We start from the raw sequence: 18,106 nt of genomic DNA on the forward strand, positions 1-18,106 counted from the left end.
AGTCGCCGGCAATTTTTAAAACACAGGAGATAAAAAATGATGTTGAAGCACGCCATTAAAAAAAGTCTGATCGCCACCAGCCTGATCGCAGCTTCCACCGTAGCGTATGCCGCGGAAGTGGAAGTGCTGCACTACTGGACCTCCGGCGGTGAAGCAAAATCGGTTGCTGAACTGAAAAAAATCATGGAAGCCAAGGGCGTAACCTGGAAGGATTTCGCCGTTGCAGGCGGCGCGGGTGAAAACGCAACCACAGCGCTGAAGGCGCGCGTCATCGCCGGCAGCCCTCCGACAGCTGCCCAGATCAAGGGCCCGGCAATTCAAGAGTGGGGTCAAGAAGGCGTGTTGGCGAACATTGATTCCGCCGCAACCGCCGGCAAGTGGGATTCGCTGCTGCCGAAGTCCGTGTCCAGCGTGATGAAATACCAAGGCCACTATGTCGCCGCACCGGTCAACGTGCACCGTGTCAACTGGCTGTGGATCAATCCGGAAGTGCTGAAGAAAGCCGGCGCCAAGACTCCGACCACCTGGGACGAATTCTTCGACGCTGCTGAAAAGATCAAGAAGGCCGGTTTCGTCGCTGTTGCTCACGGCGGTCAGCCATGGCAGGACGCCACCGTGTTTGAAACCGTCGCCCTGGGCGTCGGCGGCGCCGATTTCTATCAGAAGGCGCTGGTGAAACTGGACCAGACAGCCCTGACCAGCGCCAACATGGTCAAGACTTTCGATACACTGGGCAAGATCAAGACCTACATCGACAAGGATTCCGCAGGCCGCGACTGGAACCTGGCAACCGCCATGGTCATCAACGGCAAGGCAGGCATGCAATTCATGGGCGACTGGGCCAAGGGCGAATTCACGACAGCCGGCAAGCAACCAGGCAAGGACTATCTGTGCGTAGCAGCACCAGGCACCGACAAGTCCTACACCTTCAACATCGACTCGATCGCCATGTTCAAGGTCAAGAATCCTGATTCACAAAAAGCGCAGCTGACGTTGGCTACTGCCATCATGAGCCCGGAATTCCAGGAAGTCTTCAACCTGAACAAGGGCTCGATCCCGGTCCGTCCTGATGTGCCGCGCACCAAGTTCGACAGCTGCGCGACCAAGTCGATGGATGACTTTGCCGCCTCCAGCAAAGCCAATACACTGGAGCCAAGCATGGCCCACGGTATGGCTGTCAGCTCGGCCGCTCAAGGCGCGATGTTCGACGTGATTGCCAAGTTCATGAACTCCAACATGACTTCGCAAGCCGCCGTGCAAGCCCTGGCCAAAGCAGCTAAAACGCAATAATAAGTAATATGTACTAAGGACCTGTCCGTAGCGCTTCGGCGCCTGCGGACAGGGTATTTACGGGGCGGGCGCAGCGGTCGGGCGCCCATCTTCGTGAAAGACCGGCAAGATTGTCCGGCCGGCTTCGCGATGCTTCCCCGGGTTCAGGAGACATGCATGTCCAACTCAACAGTTTCCCTGTCGTCGACCGGCACTGGCGGCAACAACGCTGCCGGCAAGGCCGCACCGCGGCGCAGTGGAAAATTCGCCGCGCTGGCCGACAACTGGCTGCCGCGCCTGGTCTTATCACCGACCATCATTTTGTCGCTGGTATTTGTCTACGGCTTTATCGCACTCACCGGCTATCTGTCGCTGACCAATTCGCGCCTGATGCCCAACTACGAATTCGCCGGCTTCGATCAATACACCCGATTGTTCGCCCTCGACCGCTGGTGGACGGCTGCGGCCAACCTCGGTATCTTCGGCGGCCTGTTCATTCTGCTGTGCCTGGTCATCGGCCTGTTCATGGCAATCTTGCTGGATCAGAAGATCCGTGCCGAAGGCGCATTGCGCGCCGTGTACCTGTATCCGATGGCGTTGTCCTTCATCGTGACCGGCGCCGCATGGAAGTGGATTCTCAATCCCGGTCTCGGCCTGGAAAAAATGATGCATGACTGGGGCTTCGCCAACTTCACCTTCGACTGGCTGGTCAACTCCGACATGGCGATCTACACCGTCGTCATCGCCGGTGTGTGGCAGTCGTCGGGGTTTGTGATGGCGCTGTTCCTGGCGGGTTTGCGCGGCATCGACGATGCCATCATCAAGGCTGCCATGGTTGACGGCGCCAGCTTGCCGACCATCTATCGCCGTATCGTCATTCCGGCGCTGCGCCCGGTGTTCTTCAGCGTGCTGCTGGTGCTCGGCCACATCGCGATCAAGAGCTTCGACCTTGTCATGGCATTGACCGCAGGCGGCCCCGGCACCTCGTCGGACTTGCCGGCGATTTTCATGTATCAGTTCTCCTTCACGCGCGGACAGCTCGGCCTGGGCGCCGCTTCCGCCGTGATGATGTTGGCGACCGTGCTGGCCGTGCTGGTGCCTTTGATGTATCTGGAAACGAAAGGAACCCGCAATGGCCGTTGATACTTTTGCGCCCAAAGGCGGGCCGAACCAGGAGCGCAAGCCGCTCACCATCGGCCGCGTGCTGATCTATATCCTGCTGGTGCTGGTGGCGCTGTACTACCTCGCGCCGCTGTACGTGATGATCACTACCTCGCTGAAGTCGCTCGACGAAATCCGCACCAGCAATCTGCTGGCGCTGCCGATGTCGCCCACCACCGCAGCCTGGGGCAAAGCCTGGGACACCGCGTGTACCGGCGTCGACTGCGGCGGCCTCGCGCCATTCTTCTGGAATTCGCTGAAGATGACGATCCCGGCCGTGCTGATCTCGACCCTGATCGGTTCGCTCAACGGCTACGTGCTGGCGCACTGGCGCTTCCGCGGATCGGAGGCGTTGTTCGCCGCACTGATGGTGGGCTGCTTCATTCCGTTTCAGGTAGTGATTTTGCCGATGGCGCGTCTGCTGGGCATGTTCGATCTGGCTAATACAACGCCCGGCCTGATCTTCGTCCACATCGTCTACGGCATTGCGTTCACCACGCTGTTCTTCCGCAACTACTACGTGACTGTGCCGGAAGAGCTGGTCAAGGCGGCGCGCATCGACGGCGCAGGATTTTTCCTGACCTACCGCAAGATCATCTTCCCGCTGTCGCTGCCGATTTTCATGGTGTGCTTCATCTGGCAGTTCACGCAGATCTGGAACGACTTCCTGTTCGGCGTGGTGTTCGGCGGTTCGGATGCAAAACCGGTGACCGTGGCGCTGAACAACCTGGTCAACACCTCGACCGGCGTAACCGAGTACAACGTCAACATGGCGGCGGCGATCATCGCGGCTCTGCCGACGCTACTGGTCTACATCCTGGCAGGCAAGTATTTTGTGCGTGGCCTGACGGCTGGCGCAGTCAAAGGTTAAGCAGTTAATCCTCAGTTCCTGGCTGTCGTCCCAGCGAACGCTGGGATCCAGTGTCGTAAAGACGGTCGATACGACGCTGGGTCCTGACTTTCGTCAGGACGACAGTTATACAGTTGGGCTTAACTGAATAGAAAAGAATTCATGGAGATGTAAGAAAATGGCAAGCTTATCAATTCGCAACGTACGCAAGGTTTACCCGAACGGTAACGAAGTCCTCAAAGGCATCGACCTCGAAATCGAAGACGGCCAGTTCCTGATCCTGGTCGGCGGCTCCGGCTGCGGCAAGTCGACACTGCTCAACATGATCGCCGGTCTGGAGACCGTCTCCGAAGGCGAGATCATGATCGGCGACCGCGTCGTCAACAACGTCGCCCCGAAAGAGCGCGACATCGCCATGGTGTTCCAGTCGTACGCGCTGTACCCGACCATGACCGTGCGCGAAAACATTTCCTTTGGCCTAGGCATCCGCAAGATCCCCAAAGCCGAACAAAAGGAAATCGTCGAGCGCGTCGCGAACATCCTGCAAATTACACATCTGCTGGACCGCAAGCCGGCGCTGCTGTCTGGCGGCCAGCGTCAACGTGTCGCAATGGGCCGTGCGATTGCGCGTGATCCGTCACTGTTCCTGTTCGACGAACCGCTGTCGAATCTGGACGCCAAGCTGCGTGTCGAAATGCGTGCCGAAATCAAGCGCATGCATCAACGTCTCGGCAGCACCATCGTCTACGTCACGCACGACCAGATCGAAGCGATGACCCTCGGCGACCGCATCGCCGTCATGAAGGACGGCGTGGTCCAGCAATTCGGCAGCCCGCAAGAGATCTACGACTCGCCGAGCAATCTGTTCGTGGCCGGCTTCATCGGCTCGCCGTCGATGAACTTCCTGCGCGGCAAACTCACCACCGACGGCTCGGCCCCTGCATTCGAACTCGACCACGGTGGCCGCAAGACCTTGCTGACCCTGCCGCTGAACGGCCACACCGACGCCGTCGCAAAATGGGTAGGCCGCGACATCGTCCTCGGCATTCGTCCGGAACACGTCACCGACGCCATGAGCGCCCGTAACGGAGATCCACTGAGCAACGGCAACTACCGCCCGACAGAAGTCGACTGCACGGTAGAACTGACCGAACCGACCGGCCCGGATACCTTGGTGGTGGCGCGTTTCAACGATGCGCCAGTGACTTGCCGCACGCACCCGCGCGCAGGCGCTTTGCCGAATGAGCCGTTGAAGCTGGCGTTTGACCTGACCAAGGCATTGTTGTTTGATCCGGCTTCGGAGCAGCGGATTGCTTGAAGTAAAGTAAATAAAAGAAGCCCCGCGACAGTGATGTTGCGGGGCTTTTTTCTTATTCGTTGAGGAGTACCAATTTTAGTTAAATGCGCTCTCAGTAATTTTTTTGATAGAGTTGCAATTCAGTTCATAGGCAGAGCCTACAATCGGCCAGGAGCGGTCGTGGCGGATGGAGTAGGCAGAAGCTTTGTGGCTATAATTCCTCGCATCTTCGTCTAGAGCGTCAATCTGTCTATGATCCGATTTCTCCGAACCATATTCGGTCGGACATCAATATCTCCCTTCAATAAAAAAGCGGAGGAATATGCCCCTCTCTCTCAAAAAATTCGATGGGTAGCTGAAGTGATTGCTGACGTTCCTGAATTCGAGCGACGGGCAAGCAGCGTAGCAAAAGATATTGGCGAATACGAATTGGCGGGTATGGAAGCGCAAATCCACGCGGAATCCGTTCCTCCTGAACATCTTCAGCAGCAATTCCCAGGTCTGGGCCAATGGCTAGCAGCTAGACAGTTTGCGATCTTTGAGATCTTGTTCTATGTCGGTTCCCCAGCGCTTCCGCTTGTAAAAAAAGTAGCCTTCGGCCCGTACGATTGGTCACAAGGAAATGCGATCGAAGTATTGTGCCGGCTTGCCGCGCAAGATCCCGATCAACAGGAGATCGTCTCATCGCTTGTCAGCGCGGCACCCACATTCCGCGAAGAGGCATTGACTTACGCACTTGGACCGCTGAAGCAGCGTGCCGTCAACGACGGCGATCTGCAAAAAATTATCGAGCAGCTAATCGTGCAACAGGAATTCTACGAGGCTTATCACGACCTTCCTGTAGCCTAAGACCGCAATCGGCCAGAAGCAGGCATCTCAGATAGAAATATTCTAGGCAGACTAAGAATGAATAGCAACGAAATCTATGAAAGAGTGACGACATCAGCGGATAGATTCGGCGCTCAGAATCCTCAGCAATTTGCATTTCTTTCCTCCGTGCTCGCTAAGTGCGAGTAACAGCAATTGGCTAAAGCGCTTATTGATATTTTCACGCGAGAAAATTCTTATGAGCGTCAGGAATTGGGTGGTCGGCTCTTAGTTGAACTATAACCTCCTTATGCCGCCGATGTGCATGCAATAATTCAGTCTGCACTTGGGCATTGGGACCGTAGTGTTGAACAACTTCCTCACTACCTTGCGTCCACATATGGCGCTGATATTTGCAACGAGTGCTTGCGAGAGATATTGAAGCTAGAGTCTGACGAGAACAAACGTAAGGAACTGGAAACGATGTTGTGGTGGATACGCAATCAGAATAACTAAAGAGGTCCGCAACCGGCCAGGCGCAGACGTCTAGTGTCATAGTCAAATTTGAGAACACATGATGAACAACAAATCTTCAATTTCCATAATTGCAACAGTTCAACTTAGTGCGCAGAATTCGTTAAGCCAGACCGCTGATTTACTCGAGCGTACCTTAGAGAACGTTTTTGAAGAGACGGACCGATTTGACGAAGTTCCCGCATTCATGATGAAAAAGGGAGGAGTCGAATTCACGCTTTTTGGCATGCCAGAGGGGGAGGCTTGCGATTGCTACATTCTTCAGCTAAATACAGAAACGAATCTAGGAATAGAGGAGCTTCAAAAACAGGCTCCACTTTTAGTGGGTCGTTTTCTTCGTGAAAAACTTCCGAATGGACGTGGCTACATGGATTTTTCAAACGAGTTTTCAGAAGCCCTTCAATCGGCTGGAATAACGGCGTGCCCTGACCAATAACAACTGCTAGAAACACGCATAGTTTGCGACGGCTGCAATCGGCCAGTAACAGTCATTCAAAATAATCGGGATTCCAAAAAATGAATCTATCTTCTCTTCCTAACGAAATTAAGAATAATCTCCCAGACGGCTATCAGCTTACTCCTGGGGTGTGGCTTGTTTTGCCGGAGCAGAAACTCTTAGAGATGCAAATCTGGTTACGTGCTGAAGATTGGTATCCGGTGTCGCTCGAAAAAATTATCTGGTTTGGGGACGATGGAACAGGGAATTTTTTGGGCTGGTCTCCAGACTTGTCTCACGCAATTTTGTGGAACCCAGAGGATGGAGAATCGCCTTGGAAGATAGGAACCGCAAGGGAATTGTGGCAATTCATTCAGAATGGTTATAAGCCATAATTTTCCTTCCCTCCGGCGTCTCCAATCGGCCAGGAGCAGCCAGTCAAAAGAAAAAAGCCCCGCAACGATTATGTTGCGGGGCTTTTTTCTTCATGGCGACGAAGTATTCCTGAACTTATCGATGCGTAGCCAAGCCCGCAAGCAACTTCGCCAAGTTGATGATGTTCTGCCTGCATCGCCATCCTCAGCATCCCCCGCATGCACCAACCGATACAACAACGGCAACACCAGCAACGTCAACAACGTCGACGACAAAATCCCCCCAATGACCACGGTCGCCAATGGCCGTTGCACTTCCGCCCCGGTCCCGGTCGCCAGTGCCATCGGCACGAATCCCAGCGACGCCACCAGCGCGGTCATCAGCACCGGTCGCAGGCGTGTCATCGCGCCTTCGAAGATGGCGTCGTCGAGCGAGCGGCCTTCTTCGCGCAGGGTGCGGATGAAGGCGATCATCACCAGGCCGTTCAACACCGCCACGCCTGACAGCGCGATGAAGCCGACTGCCGCCGAGATCGACAGCGGGATGCCGCGCATCGTCAGCGCCAGCACGCCGCCGGTCAGGGCGAACGGGATGCCGGTGAAGACCAGCAGGCCGTCCTTGACGTTGTTGAACATCGCAAACAACAACACGAACACCAGCAGCAAGGCGACCGGCACGACGATCTGCAAACGCTGCGTCGCCGATTGCAGGTTCTCGAACTGGCCGCCCCATGCAGTCCAGTAGCCGGCGGGGATTTTCACCTGCGTGGCTATCTGGCCTGCCGCGTCGTCGACGAAGGAGCCGAGGTCGCGTCCGCGCACGTTGGCGCTGACGACCACGCGGCGCTTGCCGTTTTCGCGGCTGACCTGGTTCGGTCCGGGGGCGATGTCGAAGTCGGCCACTTCACCCAATGGAATGAAACTTACCTTGCCGTCGCTGTGCGTTAAGGGTATCGGCAGGCGCTTGATGGCGTCGAGGTCGTTGCGCTCGTTTTCCGGCAGCCGCACGATGATGTCGAAGCGGCGGTCGCCCTGAAACAGCGCACCGGCTTCCTTGCCGCCGACGGCCATGGCGACGGTGTCCTGCACGTCGCCGATGTTGAGACCGTAGCGCGCCGTCTTTTCTCGGTCGATCTTTACCGTCAGCATCGGCAGGCCGGTCGATTGCTCTACCTTGACTTCGGTTGCGCCGGGGACTTTGCCCAATACCCCGGCGATTTTGGCGGCGGTGTCGTTGAGCACGTCCATGTCGTCGCCGAAGACCTTGACCGCCACGTCGCTGCGCACACCCGAGATCAGCTCATTAAAACGCAACTGGATCGGCTGCGAAAACTCGTAGCTGTTGCCGGGGAGTGCAGCTACCGCATCCTGAATCGCTTCCTGCAATTCGGCCTGCGTCTTCCTCGGCTTCGGCCATTCGTCTTGCGGCTTGAGCATGATGTAGCCGTCCGAGATATTCGGCGGCATCGGGTCGGACGCGACCTCGGCGGTGCCGGTACGGGCGAACACACGCTCAATCTCGGGGAATTTGTCCTTGAGCGTGCGTTCCAGCTGCTGCTGCATTTCCACCGATTGCGTCAGGCTGGTACCGGGAATGCGCAGGGCTTGGATCGCCAGGTCGCCTTCATTGAGGCTGGGCACGAATTCGCTGCCCAGCTTTGTCCCCAGCAGGCCGCACAGCACGATGACGGCCGCCGCCAGCGACAGCACAATCGGCTTGTTGGCCATCGAGCGTTGCAGTATGGGTGCATAGCTGCGCTTGGCAAAACGCATCAACGCGTTCTCCTTTTCGTCGACCTTGTCGCCGATGAACAGCGCAATCGCCGCCGGGATGAAGGTCACCGACAAAATCATCGCGCCCAGCAAGGCCGCCACCACGGTGAAGGCCATCGGCTGGAACATCTTGCCTTCGACGCCGGTCAGCGCAAACATCGGCAGGTACACGATCATGATGATGAGCTGGCCGAACAGCAGCGGGCGGCGCGCCTCGCGTGAGGCGGCAAAGACTTCGTGGAAGCGCTCGCTGCGCGTCAATGGGCGACCGTGGTGCTGCTGCGCATGCGCCAGGCGGCGCACGCAGTTTTCCACGATCACGACGGCGCCGTCGATGATGATGCCGAAGTCCAGTGCGCCGAGGCTGAGCAGGTTGGCGCTGACATGGTTCGACACCATGCCGGTGAAGGTGAACAGCATCGCCAGCGGAATCACCGTCGCCGTGATCACCGCAGCGCGGATGTTGCCGAGGAACAGGAACAGCACGGCGATCACCAGCACCGCGCCTTCGATCAGGTTTTTCTTGACGGTGTTGATGGCCTTGTCGACCAGCACTGTGCGGTCGTAGACGGTGACGGCCTGCACGCCTTCCGGCAGCGAGCGGTTGATCTCGGTCATCTTCTTGTCGACCGCTTGCGAGACCGTGCGGCTGTTCTGGCCGATCAGCATGAAGACGGTGCCGAGCACGACTTCGCGGCCGTTCTCCGTCGCGGCCCCGGTGCGCAGTTCGCGGCCGATGCCGACCTCCGCCACGTCGCGGATGCGGATCGCGACGCCTTGCACGTTGCTGAGGACGATGTTGCGGATATCGTCGATGGACGCCACCTGTCCCGGTGCGCGGATCAGGTATTGCTCGCCGCGTTTCTCGATGTAGCCGGCGCCGACGTTGGCGTTGTTGCGTTCCAGCGCGGCTGCCACGTTTTGCAGCGTCAGGCCGTAGGAGGCCAGTTTGGCCGGTGAGGGCGCGACGTGATATTCCTTGGCGTAGCCGCCGATGGAATTGATCTCAGTCACGCCGGCGACGTTGCGCAGTTGCGGCTTGATGATCCAGTCCTGGATCTCGCGCAGGTCGGCTGGCGTGTAGGGTGTGCCGTCGGCTTTCTTTGCACCGTCTTTGACTTCGACCGTCCACAGGTAGATTTCGCCGAGGCCGGTCGAGATCGGTCCCATCGCGGGATCGATGCCGGACGGCAGCTTGCTGCGCGCTTCCTGGATGCGTTCGTTGACCAGCTGGCGCGCGAAGTAGATGTCGGTGCCGTCCTTGAAGATCACGGTCACCTGCGACAAACCGTAGCGCGACAGTGAGCGCGTCTGTTCCAGATTCGGCAAGCCGGACATGACCGTTTCAATCGGGTAGCTGATGCGCTGCTCGGTTTCCAGCGGCGAATAGCCCGGCGCGGACGTATTGATCTGCACCTGCACGTTGGTGATGTCGGGGACGGCGTCGATGGGCAGCTTCTGGTAGCTGTAGACGCCGTAGGCCGCCATGCCGAAGACGGCCAGCATGACCAGCCATCGATGCTCGATGGCGAAGCGGATGATGCGTTCAAACATGAGCGTGTCCTTCTCGCGGGAGGTGAGCGATAACGTTGCTGTTTATGCCAGGGGCGAAATCAGTGCGCATGTTCGGCGCTCCCTTTGCCCATTTCGGCCTTGATGACGAAGCTGCCGGCAGCAGCATAGACGTCGCCGGGGCTGAGGCCCTTGACGATTTCCACGCGCTTGCCGTCGCTGCGTCCCGGTGTGACTTCCTGTTTCCTGAAGCCGTCAGGCGTACGGACGAAGACGACGTGCTTTTGCTCGACCGATTGCACGGCATCGGCGGCGACGGCAAGCGCTGCCTCGGTTTCCTGCGCCAGCACGTCAACGTTGACGAACAGGCCGGGACGCCAGGCGTTGCCCGGATTGGGCAGCACGACGTGGGCCTTGGCAGTGCGTGTCTGCTCGCCCAGCAGCGCGCCGACATAGGCGATTTTGCCGTTCGTGCTGGAGGCAAACGCGGTGGCGTTGACGGTGACGTTTTCACCGACGCGTACGGCGGCCAGGTCTTTGGCGGCGACCGTGATCTCGGCCCACACGCTGGACAAGTCGGAGATCGTGAAGACGTTGGCGTCTTCTTTCACCGCTTCGCCCAGCGCCAGGTGCTTTTCGACTACGATGCCGTCGAAGGGGGCGCGGATTTCATAACGGTTCAGTCCGGATGAGGCACTACCTGCGCCGATGGCGGCCAGCTTCTGCTGCGCATTGCGTACGGCAATTTCGGCTTCTTTCAGCGCCTGTCCGGCTTGCAGATAGTCTTGCTCGGCGGAGATTTTTTCCTGCCACAAGGTTTTTTCGCGTGCGTGCGTCGATTGCGCCAGGGCCAGGCGTTGCTGTGCACTCAGCAATTCGCTGCGCTGTTCGGACACCGTGCTGCTGCTGACGACGGCGAGCACTTGTCCTTTCTTCACCTGCTGGCCGAGATTGGCGCTGACCGATTCGACCACGCCGTTGACCTTGGGCACCACGTGCGCAGTGCGGTCCTGGTTGAAGCGGATTTCGCCGGGCAGTTGCAGGCTGGTGCGGATGCTGCCCGGTGCGGCGGTGGCGAGGACGATGCCGGCGGCTTTCAGTTGCGTTTCGCTGAAGGCGATCTTGCCGTCTTCTTCGTGACCCTTTTCATCGTGCCCCTTTTCAGCGTGATCGTCGTCTTTGTGATCGTCATGGTCACCTTTGGCTTCCTTGTGGCCTTCTTCCTTGTGATCGTCCTTGGTCGTTTTCTCTGCGGCATGGTCATGGCCGCTTTCGGCATGGGCATCTGTCGGCGCCGATTTGCTCGCTCCGCTGAGCAGGATCAGGGCAGCGAGAAGCGCCGTGATGGCCGCGATTGCGGCGAGGGTGAGTTTCTGTTTCTTGGTCATGATGGCGTCCGGTTATTGGTTGGTGCCGGCGGAACCGAGCAGGCGCTCCAGTTCGGCCGAGGCAAGATGGGCGTCGGAGATCGCGCGCAGGTATTGCGAGCGCGCCTGGAACAAGGTGCGCTGGGCGTCGAGCACTTCCAGGAAATTGAACTTGCCGAGTTCGAAGCCCTTGCCGGCGGCTGCATAGGCGCTCTGCGCGCCGGGCAGGATGTCGCTGTGCAGGACGGCGACTTCGGCATGGGCGTTGCGCAGCTTTTCATACGCCTGGGCGATGTCGGTGCGCACGCGTGTCTCGGTGGCGGCCAGTTCATCGCGCGCCTTGTCGGTGCGGCGCAAGGCTTCTTCCAGGTTGCCGCGATTGCTGTCGAGGAAGGGCAGCGGCATCGATACGCCGACTACCCACATGCTGCGGCCGGCTTCTTCGTCGCGTTTCCTGCCCAGGCTCAGTGTGGCGTCGGGAATGCGCTTGCTGCTTTCGATCTTGCTCTGTGCCTGGCGGCGTTCGACTTCGAGCCGGGCCAGCTTGAGTTGCGGCGCGTCGACGCTGCGCTCCGCAATGTCGGCGATGGCCGGCAGCGGCGGCAATTGCCCGGCCGCGCCTTCGGCCAGCGTGAAGCGCGGCTGGGCGTTGCCCCACAGGCCGGCGAGGCGGCGGCGCGCGAGATCGAGTTCGCCGTCGGCCTGGCTCAGTTCGAGTCGTGCAGAAGCCGCGGCGACGCGCGCCCGGGTCTCTTCTACCGGCGAGATCTTGCCGGCGGTGACGCGACGGCCGGTGGCGTCGGCGGCGCTGCGCGCGAGCTCGGCGGATTCCTGCGCCAGGCGCCGGCGTTCCTGCGCCGTCAGCACGGCGAAGAACGCGGACGTGGCGGCGATGCGGATTTCATCGCGCCTGATCGCCAGCTCGATGCGGGCGGCCTCGCGTGACCGTTCGGCTGCGCCGATACGGGCGGCGCGCTTGCCGCCGAGTTCGATCGGCTGATTGAGCTGGATGGTGGTGGTGCGCGTGCTTTTGCGCGTGTCTTCCATCAGCGTCGACAGTTCGGGATTGGGCCGCGCGCCGGCTTGCGTGACGGTGGCGTCGACCGCCTCCAGTTCGTGCCGGGCGGCGGACAGTTCAGGATTGTTGTCGAGCGCGAGCGCGACGGCGTTGCTCAGGGTGATGGGCGTTGCCGCCTCCTGCGCATGCGTGTAGGCCGGACAGGCGAGCAGAAGCGCCAGTCCCAGCGGATAGAAACGGGTGTACATCGAATTCTCCGATTAAAGGAAAGGAATTCGGCGAGCGGTCGGCTGTGGTGAGGTAAAGAGAAGGACGGCTCGCCGGCTTAGGCGGCGAGCATCCAGTCGGGCTTATCAGGGGATTCCCCGATGTGGGAGAGATACTGGGAGGGTAAGGAAGGCTTGAAGCTATTCTTTTCCTGCGCAGGCGGCGTCCATGTCGCGTGCGAATTCACAGGCTTGCTGCACGAAAAATGGCAAAAGCCGCAATCGGCGTCATCGCCTTCGCTGAGTTTTTTTTCCGGAGTCTGATCCTGCTTGCTGCCGGCATCGGTGGCATGGTGGCCGAGATGCTGCGTGCTGCTTTCAGTTTCATGCTGGCAATACGACGCGACCGCCGCCCAGGAGAACTGGAACGGCAGGAGCAGCAGCAGGAAAATGATCAGGTAGCGTCGCATGGCGCGGCAATTATAGCCGCACTTGCTGAAAGGGCGCTCAAATCTGATACAGGCGATAGTTGACGGCGGATTGATGCATGCGTGTTGAACAGGGCATTCATTTTTGATGAGCAAATAGAAAATTCTCGATTAACGGAGAGGATTTCAATCTCTCGCAACTGCAGCGTCAACACGCGTCGACAGGGCATCGTTGTTGATCCAGTCCTTGGGAGCGGCGCTGTGTAGCGCAGGATGTACGCAGGGCATATCTCTCAGGCAAGGCGTCGATTTCCTGACTTTTTCAGGGTAATCGACATGTCCATTATTTTTCGAAGGTAAACCATGCACTACATTTTGATGTTCATCGTTGGTATTGTTGTCGGCGCGATTGCCCGCCTTTTCGTTCCGGGGAGCGAGCATTTCGGCATTTTGCTGACCGGCGTGCTGGGTATCGTCGGCTCGGTCGTCGGCGGCCTGATCGCTCGTCTGTTCAGTAAGCCTGTTGATGGCTCGTTCGTCCATCCGGCAGGCTTGATCCTGTCGGTGATCGGTGCGGTGCTGGTTCTGATGGCCTATAACCACTTTCTTCGTTGATGCGCAGATGACGTCGCTGTTGTTTCCGCGACCGCTATGAAAAACGCCCCCTGGCGCGATTGCCAGGGGGCGTTTTCATTGATGCGTCGACAGAATCTTCTATGCCAGCGCTCTTGCTGCCCGACGGTCCAGCATCGCCGACGTCAGCACCGTCAGGAAACCCAGCACCGACACGCCGGCACCCAGCAGCGGCAAGTCGGTCAGCGGCAGACCTGCCGAAATCGCCAGGCCGCCCAGCCATGCACCCGTCGCATTGCCGACGTTGAAGGCGCCTTGGTTAAGCGTGGAGGCCAGGTTCGGCGCGTCCTTGGCTTTGTCCAGCACGCGGATCTGCGCCGCCGGCACGACGGCGAACGAGAAGGCGCCCCAGATGAACATGGTGATTAATGTCGGCAACTGGTAGTGGCTGCTCCACGAGAATTGCACCAGGATCAGCGCGATGCAGACGAACATCGAAAACAGCACCGGCATCAGGCGCCAGTCGGCGAGACGTCCACCGATCAGGCCGCCGACCGTAATGCCCGCGCCGAACAGCAACAGCACCCAGCTTTCCTGATGTGCCGTGAAACCCGTAACGTCGAGCAGGATGTAAGCAATATAGGTCAACACGCTGAACATGCTGACCGAGGCCAGCGTACTGGTCAGCAGCGCCAGCTGCACTTGCGGATGGATGATGGCGCGGAATTCCTTGAAAATGCTGCCGCCTTGCATGGCGATCTTCTTCGGCAGACAGACCCACAGCATGATGACGGCGGCCAGGCCGATCAGCGTGATCGCACCGAAGGTCGAACGCCAGCCGGCGGCGTGACCCAGCGCGGTGCCGAACGGCACGCCGAGAATGTTGGCCACAGTGAGGCCGGTGAACATCAGCGCCACCGCTTGCGCGCGTTTTTCACGCGGCACCAGTTCGGCGGCGACTACGGCGCCGATACCGAAGAACGCTGCATGACAGAACGCCGTCACCACGCGCGCCACCATCAGAAAGTTGTAGTTGGGCGCAATCGCGCACAATACGTTGCCAAGAATGAACAGGCACATCAGACCGACCAGTGCGCGTTTGCGCTGCCACTTGGCGGTGAGGATCGCCAGCACCGGTGCACCCGCTGCCACGCCCAGTGCATAGCCTGACACCAGCATACCCGCCGCCGGAGCCGACACGCCAAGATCGCGAGCGACATCAGGCAACAGCCCCATGATCACGAATTCTGTAGTGCCGATGCCGAAGGCAGCGACGGCGAGGGCGAAGAGGGGCCAATGCATGGTGGAGAAATCCTGTGGAATTACTGCGGGGGAGAAAACCGCTATTTTACTTGGCAAATGTTTTTTCAGTGCGGCAAACGCCACTGGGTCCTGACGTTCGTCAGGACGACGGCGCTTTCTTCTATTTCAGATGGCGCCGTCGCGTCGCAGAAATCAAAAATGCAGTCGTCCCGGCGCATGCCGGGACCCAGTGGTGTGAAAGCGGTTGCTACTACATCAGGAACAGGTTTTTCTCACCACTCTGCGAAGCTGCCGTCCTTGTGTCTCCAGATCGGATTTCTCCAGCGATGACCGACTTCTGCGCGCTGCTTCACATACTCTTCATTGATCTCGATGCCCAGACCCGGTCCGTTCGGAATTGTCACATAGCCATCTTTATAGCTGAACACTTCCGGCTTGGTGACGTAGTCGAGCAAGTCGTTGCTTTCGTTGTAATGAATGCCGAGGCTTTGTTCCTGGATGAAGGCGTTGTACGAAATCGCATCGACCTGCAGGCAGGCGGCCAGCGCAATCGGGCCGAGCGGGCAGTGCAGCGCCAGCGCGACGTCGTAGGCTTCGGCCATGGTGGCGATCTTGCGTGTTTCGGTGATGCCGCCTGCGTGCGAGACGTCAGGCTGGATGATGTCGACATAGCCTTCGCTGAGGATGCGTTTGAAATCCCAGCGTGAATACAGGCGTTCGCCCAGCGCGATCGGCGTCGCGGTCAGATGTGCGATTTCCTTCAGCGCTTCGTAGTTTTCGCTGAGCACGGGTTCTTCGATGAACATCAGCTTGTACGGCTCCAGTTCCTTGATCAGGACTTTCGCCATCGGCTTGTGTACGCGGCCGTGGAAGTCGACGCCGATGCCGATGTTCGGACCGACGGCTTCACGCACGGCGGCGACGTTGGCCAGCGTGGCTTCGACTTTGTCATAGGTGTCGATGAATTGCAGTTCTTCGGTGCCGTTCATCTTGACGGCGGTGAAGCCGCGCGCGACGGCGTCCTTGGCAGCCTTGGCCGTATCGGCAGGACGGTCGCCGCCGATCCACGAATACACGCGAATGCTGTCGCGCACCGGACCGCCCAGCAATTCGCTGACCGGAACGCCGAGCGCCTTGCCCTTGATGTCCCACAAGGCCTGGTCGATGCCGGCCAGCGCGCTCATGTGGATGGCGCCGCCGCGGTAGAAGCCGCCGCGATAGAGGATGGTCCAGTGGTCTTCGATGTGGCGTGGGTCTTTGCCGATCAGGTAGTCGGCAAGTTCTTCCACGGCGGCGGCGACGCTGTGTGCGCGGCCTTCGACGACCGGTTCGCCCCAGCCGACGATACCTTCGTCGGTTTCAATCTTCAGGAAGCACCAGCGCGGTGGAACGATAAAGGTAGTCAGTTTGGTGATTTTCATCGGAGAGATTTCCGTTTCTCTGAGTAGCGCCCGGCCATGGTCGATGGCAGAGCTGGTTAAATACTTGGCCGGTTCTGGCGGCAGGGATTTTGTCTTTTCGTTTGTTTGGTTCGCTTATGTTTCTCTGCCGTCAGCTGACGCTGGAGCTGGCAGCTGCGCGGGTTTGCCACGCGCTGACGAAGGCCTTGGCGTTTTCGCCGACGGTGGCCGCTGTCAGGCCCGGTTTATACAGCGCCGAGCCTAGGCCGAAGCCGGAGGCGCCGGCGTCGATAAAGACCGAGACGCTGCTCGGCAGAATGCCGCCCACCGGCAGCAGCGCTACCGATGTCGGGATGACTGCGCGCCAGGCCTTGACCACGTGCGGGCCGAGCTGCTCGGCCGGGAACATCTTCAGCACGTCGGCGCCTGCCGCCAGCGCGGCGAAAGCTTCGGTGACCGTCGCCACGCCCGGTGCGCAGCACAGGCCGGCTTCCTTGGCGGCGGTGATGACGCGCGCATCGCTGTGCGGCATGACGATCAGTTCGCCGCCGGCTTCCTTGACTTGCAAGACGGCTTCGGGGCTGAGTACGGTGCCGGCGCCGATGATGCAATCGGCCGGCAGCGTGCGGCGCAGCGTGGCGATGCTTTGCAGCGGTTCAGGTGAATTGAGCGGTACTTCGATGATGCGAAAACCGGCTTCGTACAAGGCGCTGCCGATGGCTTCGACTTCGTCGGGGCGCACGCCGCGCAGGATGGCGATGAGGCCGCAGTCTCTGAGCGCGTGTTGGAAAAGATTCTTCAGCATGGTTCTGCTTTCTGTGTGACAAAAACGTGGTGACGAAATCTGATCAGGCAATCAGATAATTAGGACGAAGCAAGCAGGCCGGCATGTCCGGCCAGTTTCCACAGGCCGTGTTCGGTTGCCGCCTCTGCGATCTCCACTTGCGTGACGCCGTACAGCGCCAGCACCTGGCGATAGCGTCGGCACAGCATGTCGTCGCCGATCAAAGCGATGCGGGCTTGCAGGCGGCCATCGGCCAATGCCAGCAAAGCAGCAATTTCGTGGCCGATCAGGAGGCCTGACAAATAATCGGCCTGGGCACGCGGCGACAGTTCGCCGGTCAGACCCAGCGTGCGGCTGCTGAAAATGTTCGACAGCATGCCGGCACGGCCGTCGGCTGTTTTCGCCACGCCCGCGCCGCGCAGAAAGGCGGCTTCGTCGGGAGCGCCGTCGCGCTGCATGGTGCGGCCCAGGATGGTGTGGTTGGACAGCGCGGCATACATCTCGCCGGTCATGAAGGTGTCGAAATGCGTGATGCGGCGACCGGCGACGTGCACCCACTTGGAATGCGTGCCGGGCAAGCCGATCAGGATGTCTTCTACCTGCAACTGGTCGAGAATGCCGGCGACCTGCGTCTCTTCGCCGCGAATCACATTGGGCAGAGCGGAACGTTCGAGCAGGCCCGAGACAATGTGCAGCACCGTGCCGAGGCCGGTGTCGATGGTGATCAGCGATTTGCCGATGTCGCTCACGGCCAGCGGCACGTCGAGATACGGCGCTTCGCGCCAGCCTTGTTTGCTGCCGATCATGCCTGCGGCGATCAGCGGTGTGCCGGGCGCCTCGCGCAGCCAGTCGCCGCAAGCGGCTTGCAGCGCGCGTCGGAAGCCGGCATCGACGTTGTCGTCCGCGCCGTTTTCAGCAGGCGGCAGATTCATGATGCCCCAGGGCAGCGCGCGTTTGCCGACGACCTTGCCTTGTTTATCGAAACGATAGGCGCGCAGGGATGACGTACCCCAGTCGAGCGCGATCAGGCCGGTGGATGAAGATGTTTGCATTG

At 59.4% G+C, this 18,106-nt stretch carries 16 protein-coding genes; 8 read left to right on the top strand and 8 right to left on the bottom strand.

The genetic code is table 11. From position 1 onward, the window contains the following. Nucleotides 1-36 precede the first annotated feature (36 nt). The 7 genes from AC1RN6_RS22475 (at nt 37) to AC1RN6_RS22505 (ending at nt 6,749) form a co-directional block, all read left to right on the top strand. Entirely contained in the window at nt 37-1,290 is a 1,254-nt protein-coding gene (locus AC1RN6_RS22475; RefSeq protein ID WP_493007688.1) for an ABC transporter substrate-binding protein, read from the top strand. Nucleotides 1,291-1,446: 156 nt separating this feature from the next. Continuing rightward, on the top strand, nt 1,447-2,412 hold the full coding sequence (locus AC1RN6_RS22480) for a carbohydrate ABC transporter permease (protein ID WP_493007689.1): 966 nt from the start codon (nt 1,447-1,449) through the stop codon (nt 2,410-2,412). Beyond that, a complete protein-coding gene (locus AC1RN6_RS22485; protein WP_493007690.1) occupies nt 2,402-3,301 on the top strand; it encodes a carbohydrate ABC transporter permease in 900 nt (299 codons plus the stop codon). The genes AC1RN6_RS22480 and AC1RN6_RS22485 overlap by 11 nt, the downstream gene beginning before the upstream one ends. Nucleotides 3,302-3,458: 157 nt before the next feature. After that, entirely contained in the window at nt 3,459-4,598 is a 1,140-nt protein-coding gene (locus AC1RN6_RS22490; RefSeq protein ID WP_408168549.1) for an ABC transporter ATP-binding protein, read from the top strand. A 231-nt stretch (nt 4,599-4,829) separates the two neighbouring features. Then, nucleotides 4,830-5,426: a hypothetical protein gene (locus AC1RN6_RS22495; RefSeq protein ID WP_493007691.1), complete on the top strand. Its 597-nt coding sequence runs from the start codon at nt 4,830-4,832 to the stop codon at nt 5,424-5,426. Nucleotides 5,427-5,958: 532 nt separating this feature from the next. Continuing rightward, nucleotides 5,959-6,354, top strand: coding sequence for a hypothetical protein (locus AC1RN6_RS22500; RefSeq protein ID WP_493007693.1), 396 nt, complete (start codon nt 5,959-5,961; stop codon nt 6,352-6,354). Nucleotides 6,355-6,434: 80 nt separating this feature from the next. Next, nucleotides 6,435-6,749, top strand: coding sequence for a hypothetical protein (locus AC1RN6_RS22505; protein ID WP_493007695.1), 315 nt, complete (start codon nt 6,435-6,437; stop codon nt 6,747-6,749). Between the two features lie 90 nt (nt 6,750-6,839). On the opposite strand, the gene AC1RN6_RS22510 is transcribed toward AC1RN6_RS22505, so the two are convergent. From AC1RN6_RS22510 to czcI, 4 genes are all read right to left on the bottom strand, one after another. After that, nucleotides 6,840-10,055: a CusA/CzcA family heavy metal efflux RND transporter gene (locus tag AC1RN6_RS22510; RefSeq protein WP_493007696.1), complete on the bottom strand. Its 3,216-nt coding sequence runs from the start codon at nt 10,053-10,055 to the stop codon at nt 6,840-6,842. Between the two features lie 59 nt (nt 10,056-10,114). Then, a complete protein-coding gene (locus tag AC1RN6_RS22515) occupies nt 10,115-11,401 on the bottom strand; it encodes an efflux RND transporter periplasmic adaptor subunit (RefSeq protein ID WP_493007697.1) in 1,287 nt (428 codons plus the stop codon). Between the two features lie 12 nt (nt 11,402-11,413). Next, nucleotides 11,414-12,646, bottom strand: coding sequence for a TolC family protein (locus tag AC1RN6_RS22520; RefSeq protein ID WP_493007698.1), 1,233 nt, complete (start codon nt 12,644-12,646; stop codon nt 11,414-11,416). A 77-nt stretch (nt 12,647-12,723) separates the two neighbouring features. Further along, entirely contained in the window at nt 12,724-13,188 is a 465-nt protein-coding gene (czcI, locus tag AC1RN6_RS22525) for a cation efflux protein, CzcI family (RefSeq protein ID WP_493007699.1), read from the bottom strand. 207 nt (nt 13,189-13,395) lie between these two features. Between czcI and AC1RN6_RS22530 the strand changes: the two genes are divergently transcribed. Continuing rightward, nucleotides 13,396-13,647, top strand: a complete 252-nt coding sequence (locus AC1RN6_RS22530) for a GlsB/YeaQ/YmgE family stress response membrane protein (protein WP_493007700.1) — start codon at nt 13,396-13,398, stop codon at nt 13,645-13,647. A 99-nt stretch (nt 13,648-13,746) separates the two neighbouring features. On the opposite strand, the gene AC1RN6_RS22535 is transcribed toward AC1RN6_RS22530, so the two are convergent. From AC1RN6_RS22535 to AC1RN6_RS22550, 4 genes are all read right to left on the bottom strand, one after another. Next, complete coding sequence (locus tag AC1RN6_RS22535; RefSeq protein ID WP_493007701.1) at nt 13,747-14,907, bottom strand: MFS transporter; 1,161 nt, start codon at nt 14,905-14,907, stop codon at nt 13,747-13,749. Nucleotides 14,908-15,140: 233 nt separating this feature from the next. Next, complete coding sequence (gene dgoD, locus AC1RN6_RS22540; RefSeq protein WP_094565122.1) at nt 15,141-16,289, bottom strand: galactonate dehydratase; 1,149 nt, start codon at nt 16,287-16,289, stop codon at nt 15,141-15,143. A gap of 130 nt (nt 16,290-16,419) precedes the next feature. Next, nucleotides 16,420-17,073 carry a 2-dehydro-3-deoxy-6-phosphogalactonate aldolase gene (locus AC1RN6_RS22545; RefSeq protein WP_493007702.1) on the bottom strand — a complete coding sequence of 218 codons (654 nt, stop codon included), beginning with the start codon at nt 17,071-17,073 and terminating at the stop codon, nt 16,420-16,422. A gap of 59 nt (nt 17,074-17,132) precedes the next feature. Further along, a complete protein-coding gene (locus tag AC1RN6_RS22550) occupies nt 17,133-18,104 on the bottom strand; it encodes a 2-dehydro-3-deoxygalactonokinase (protein WP_493007703.1) in 972 nt (323 codons plus the stop codon). Nucleotides 18,105-18,106 lie beyond the last annotated feature (2 nt).

Source organism: Herbaspirillum sp. GW822-FHT03A08 (assembly GCF_058801885.1).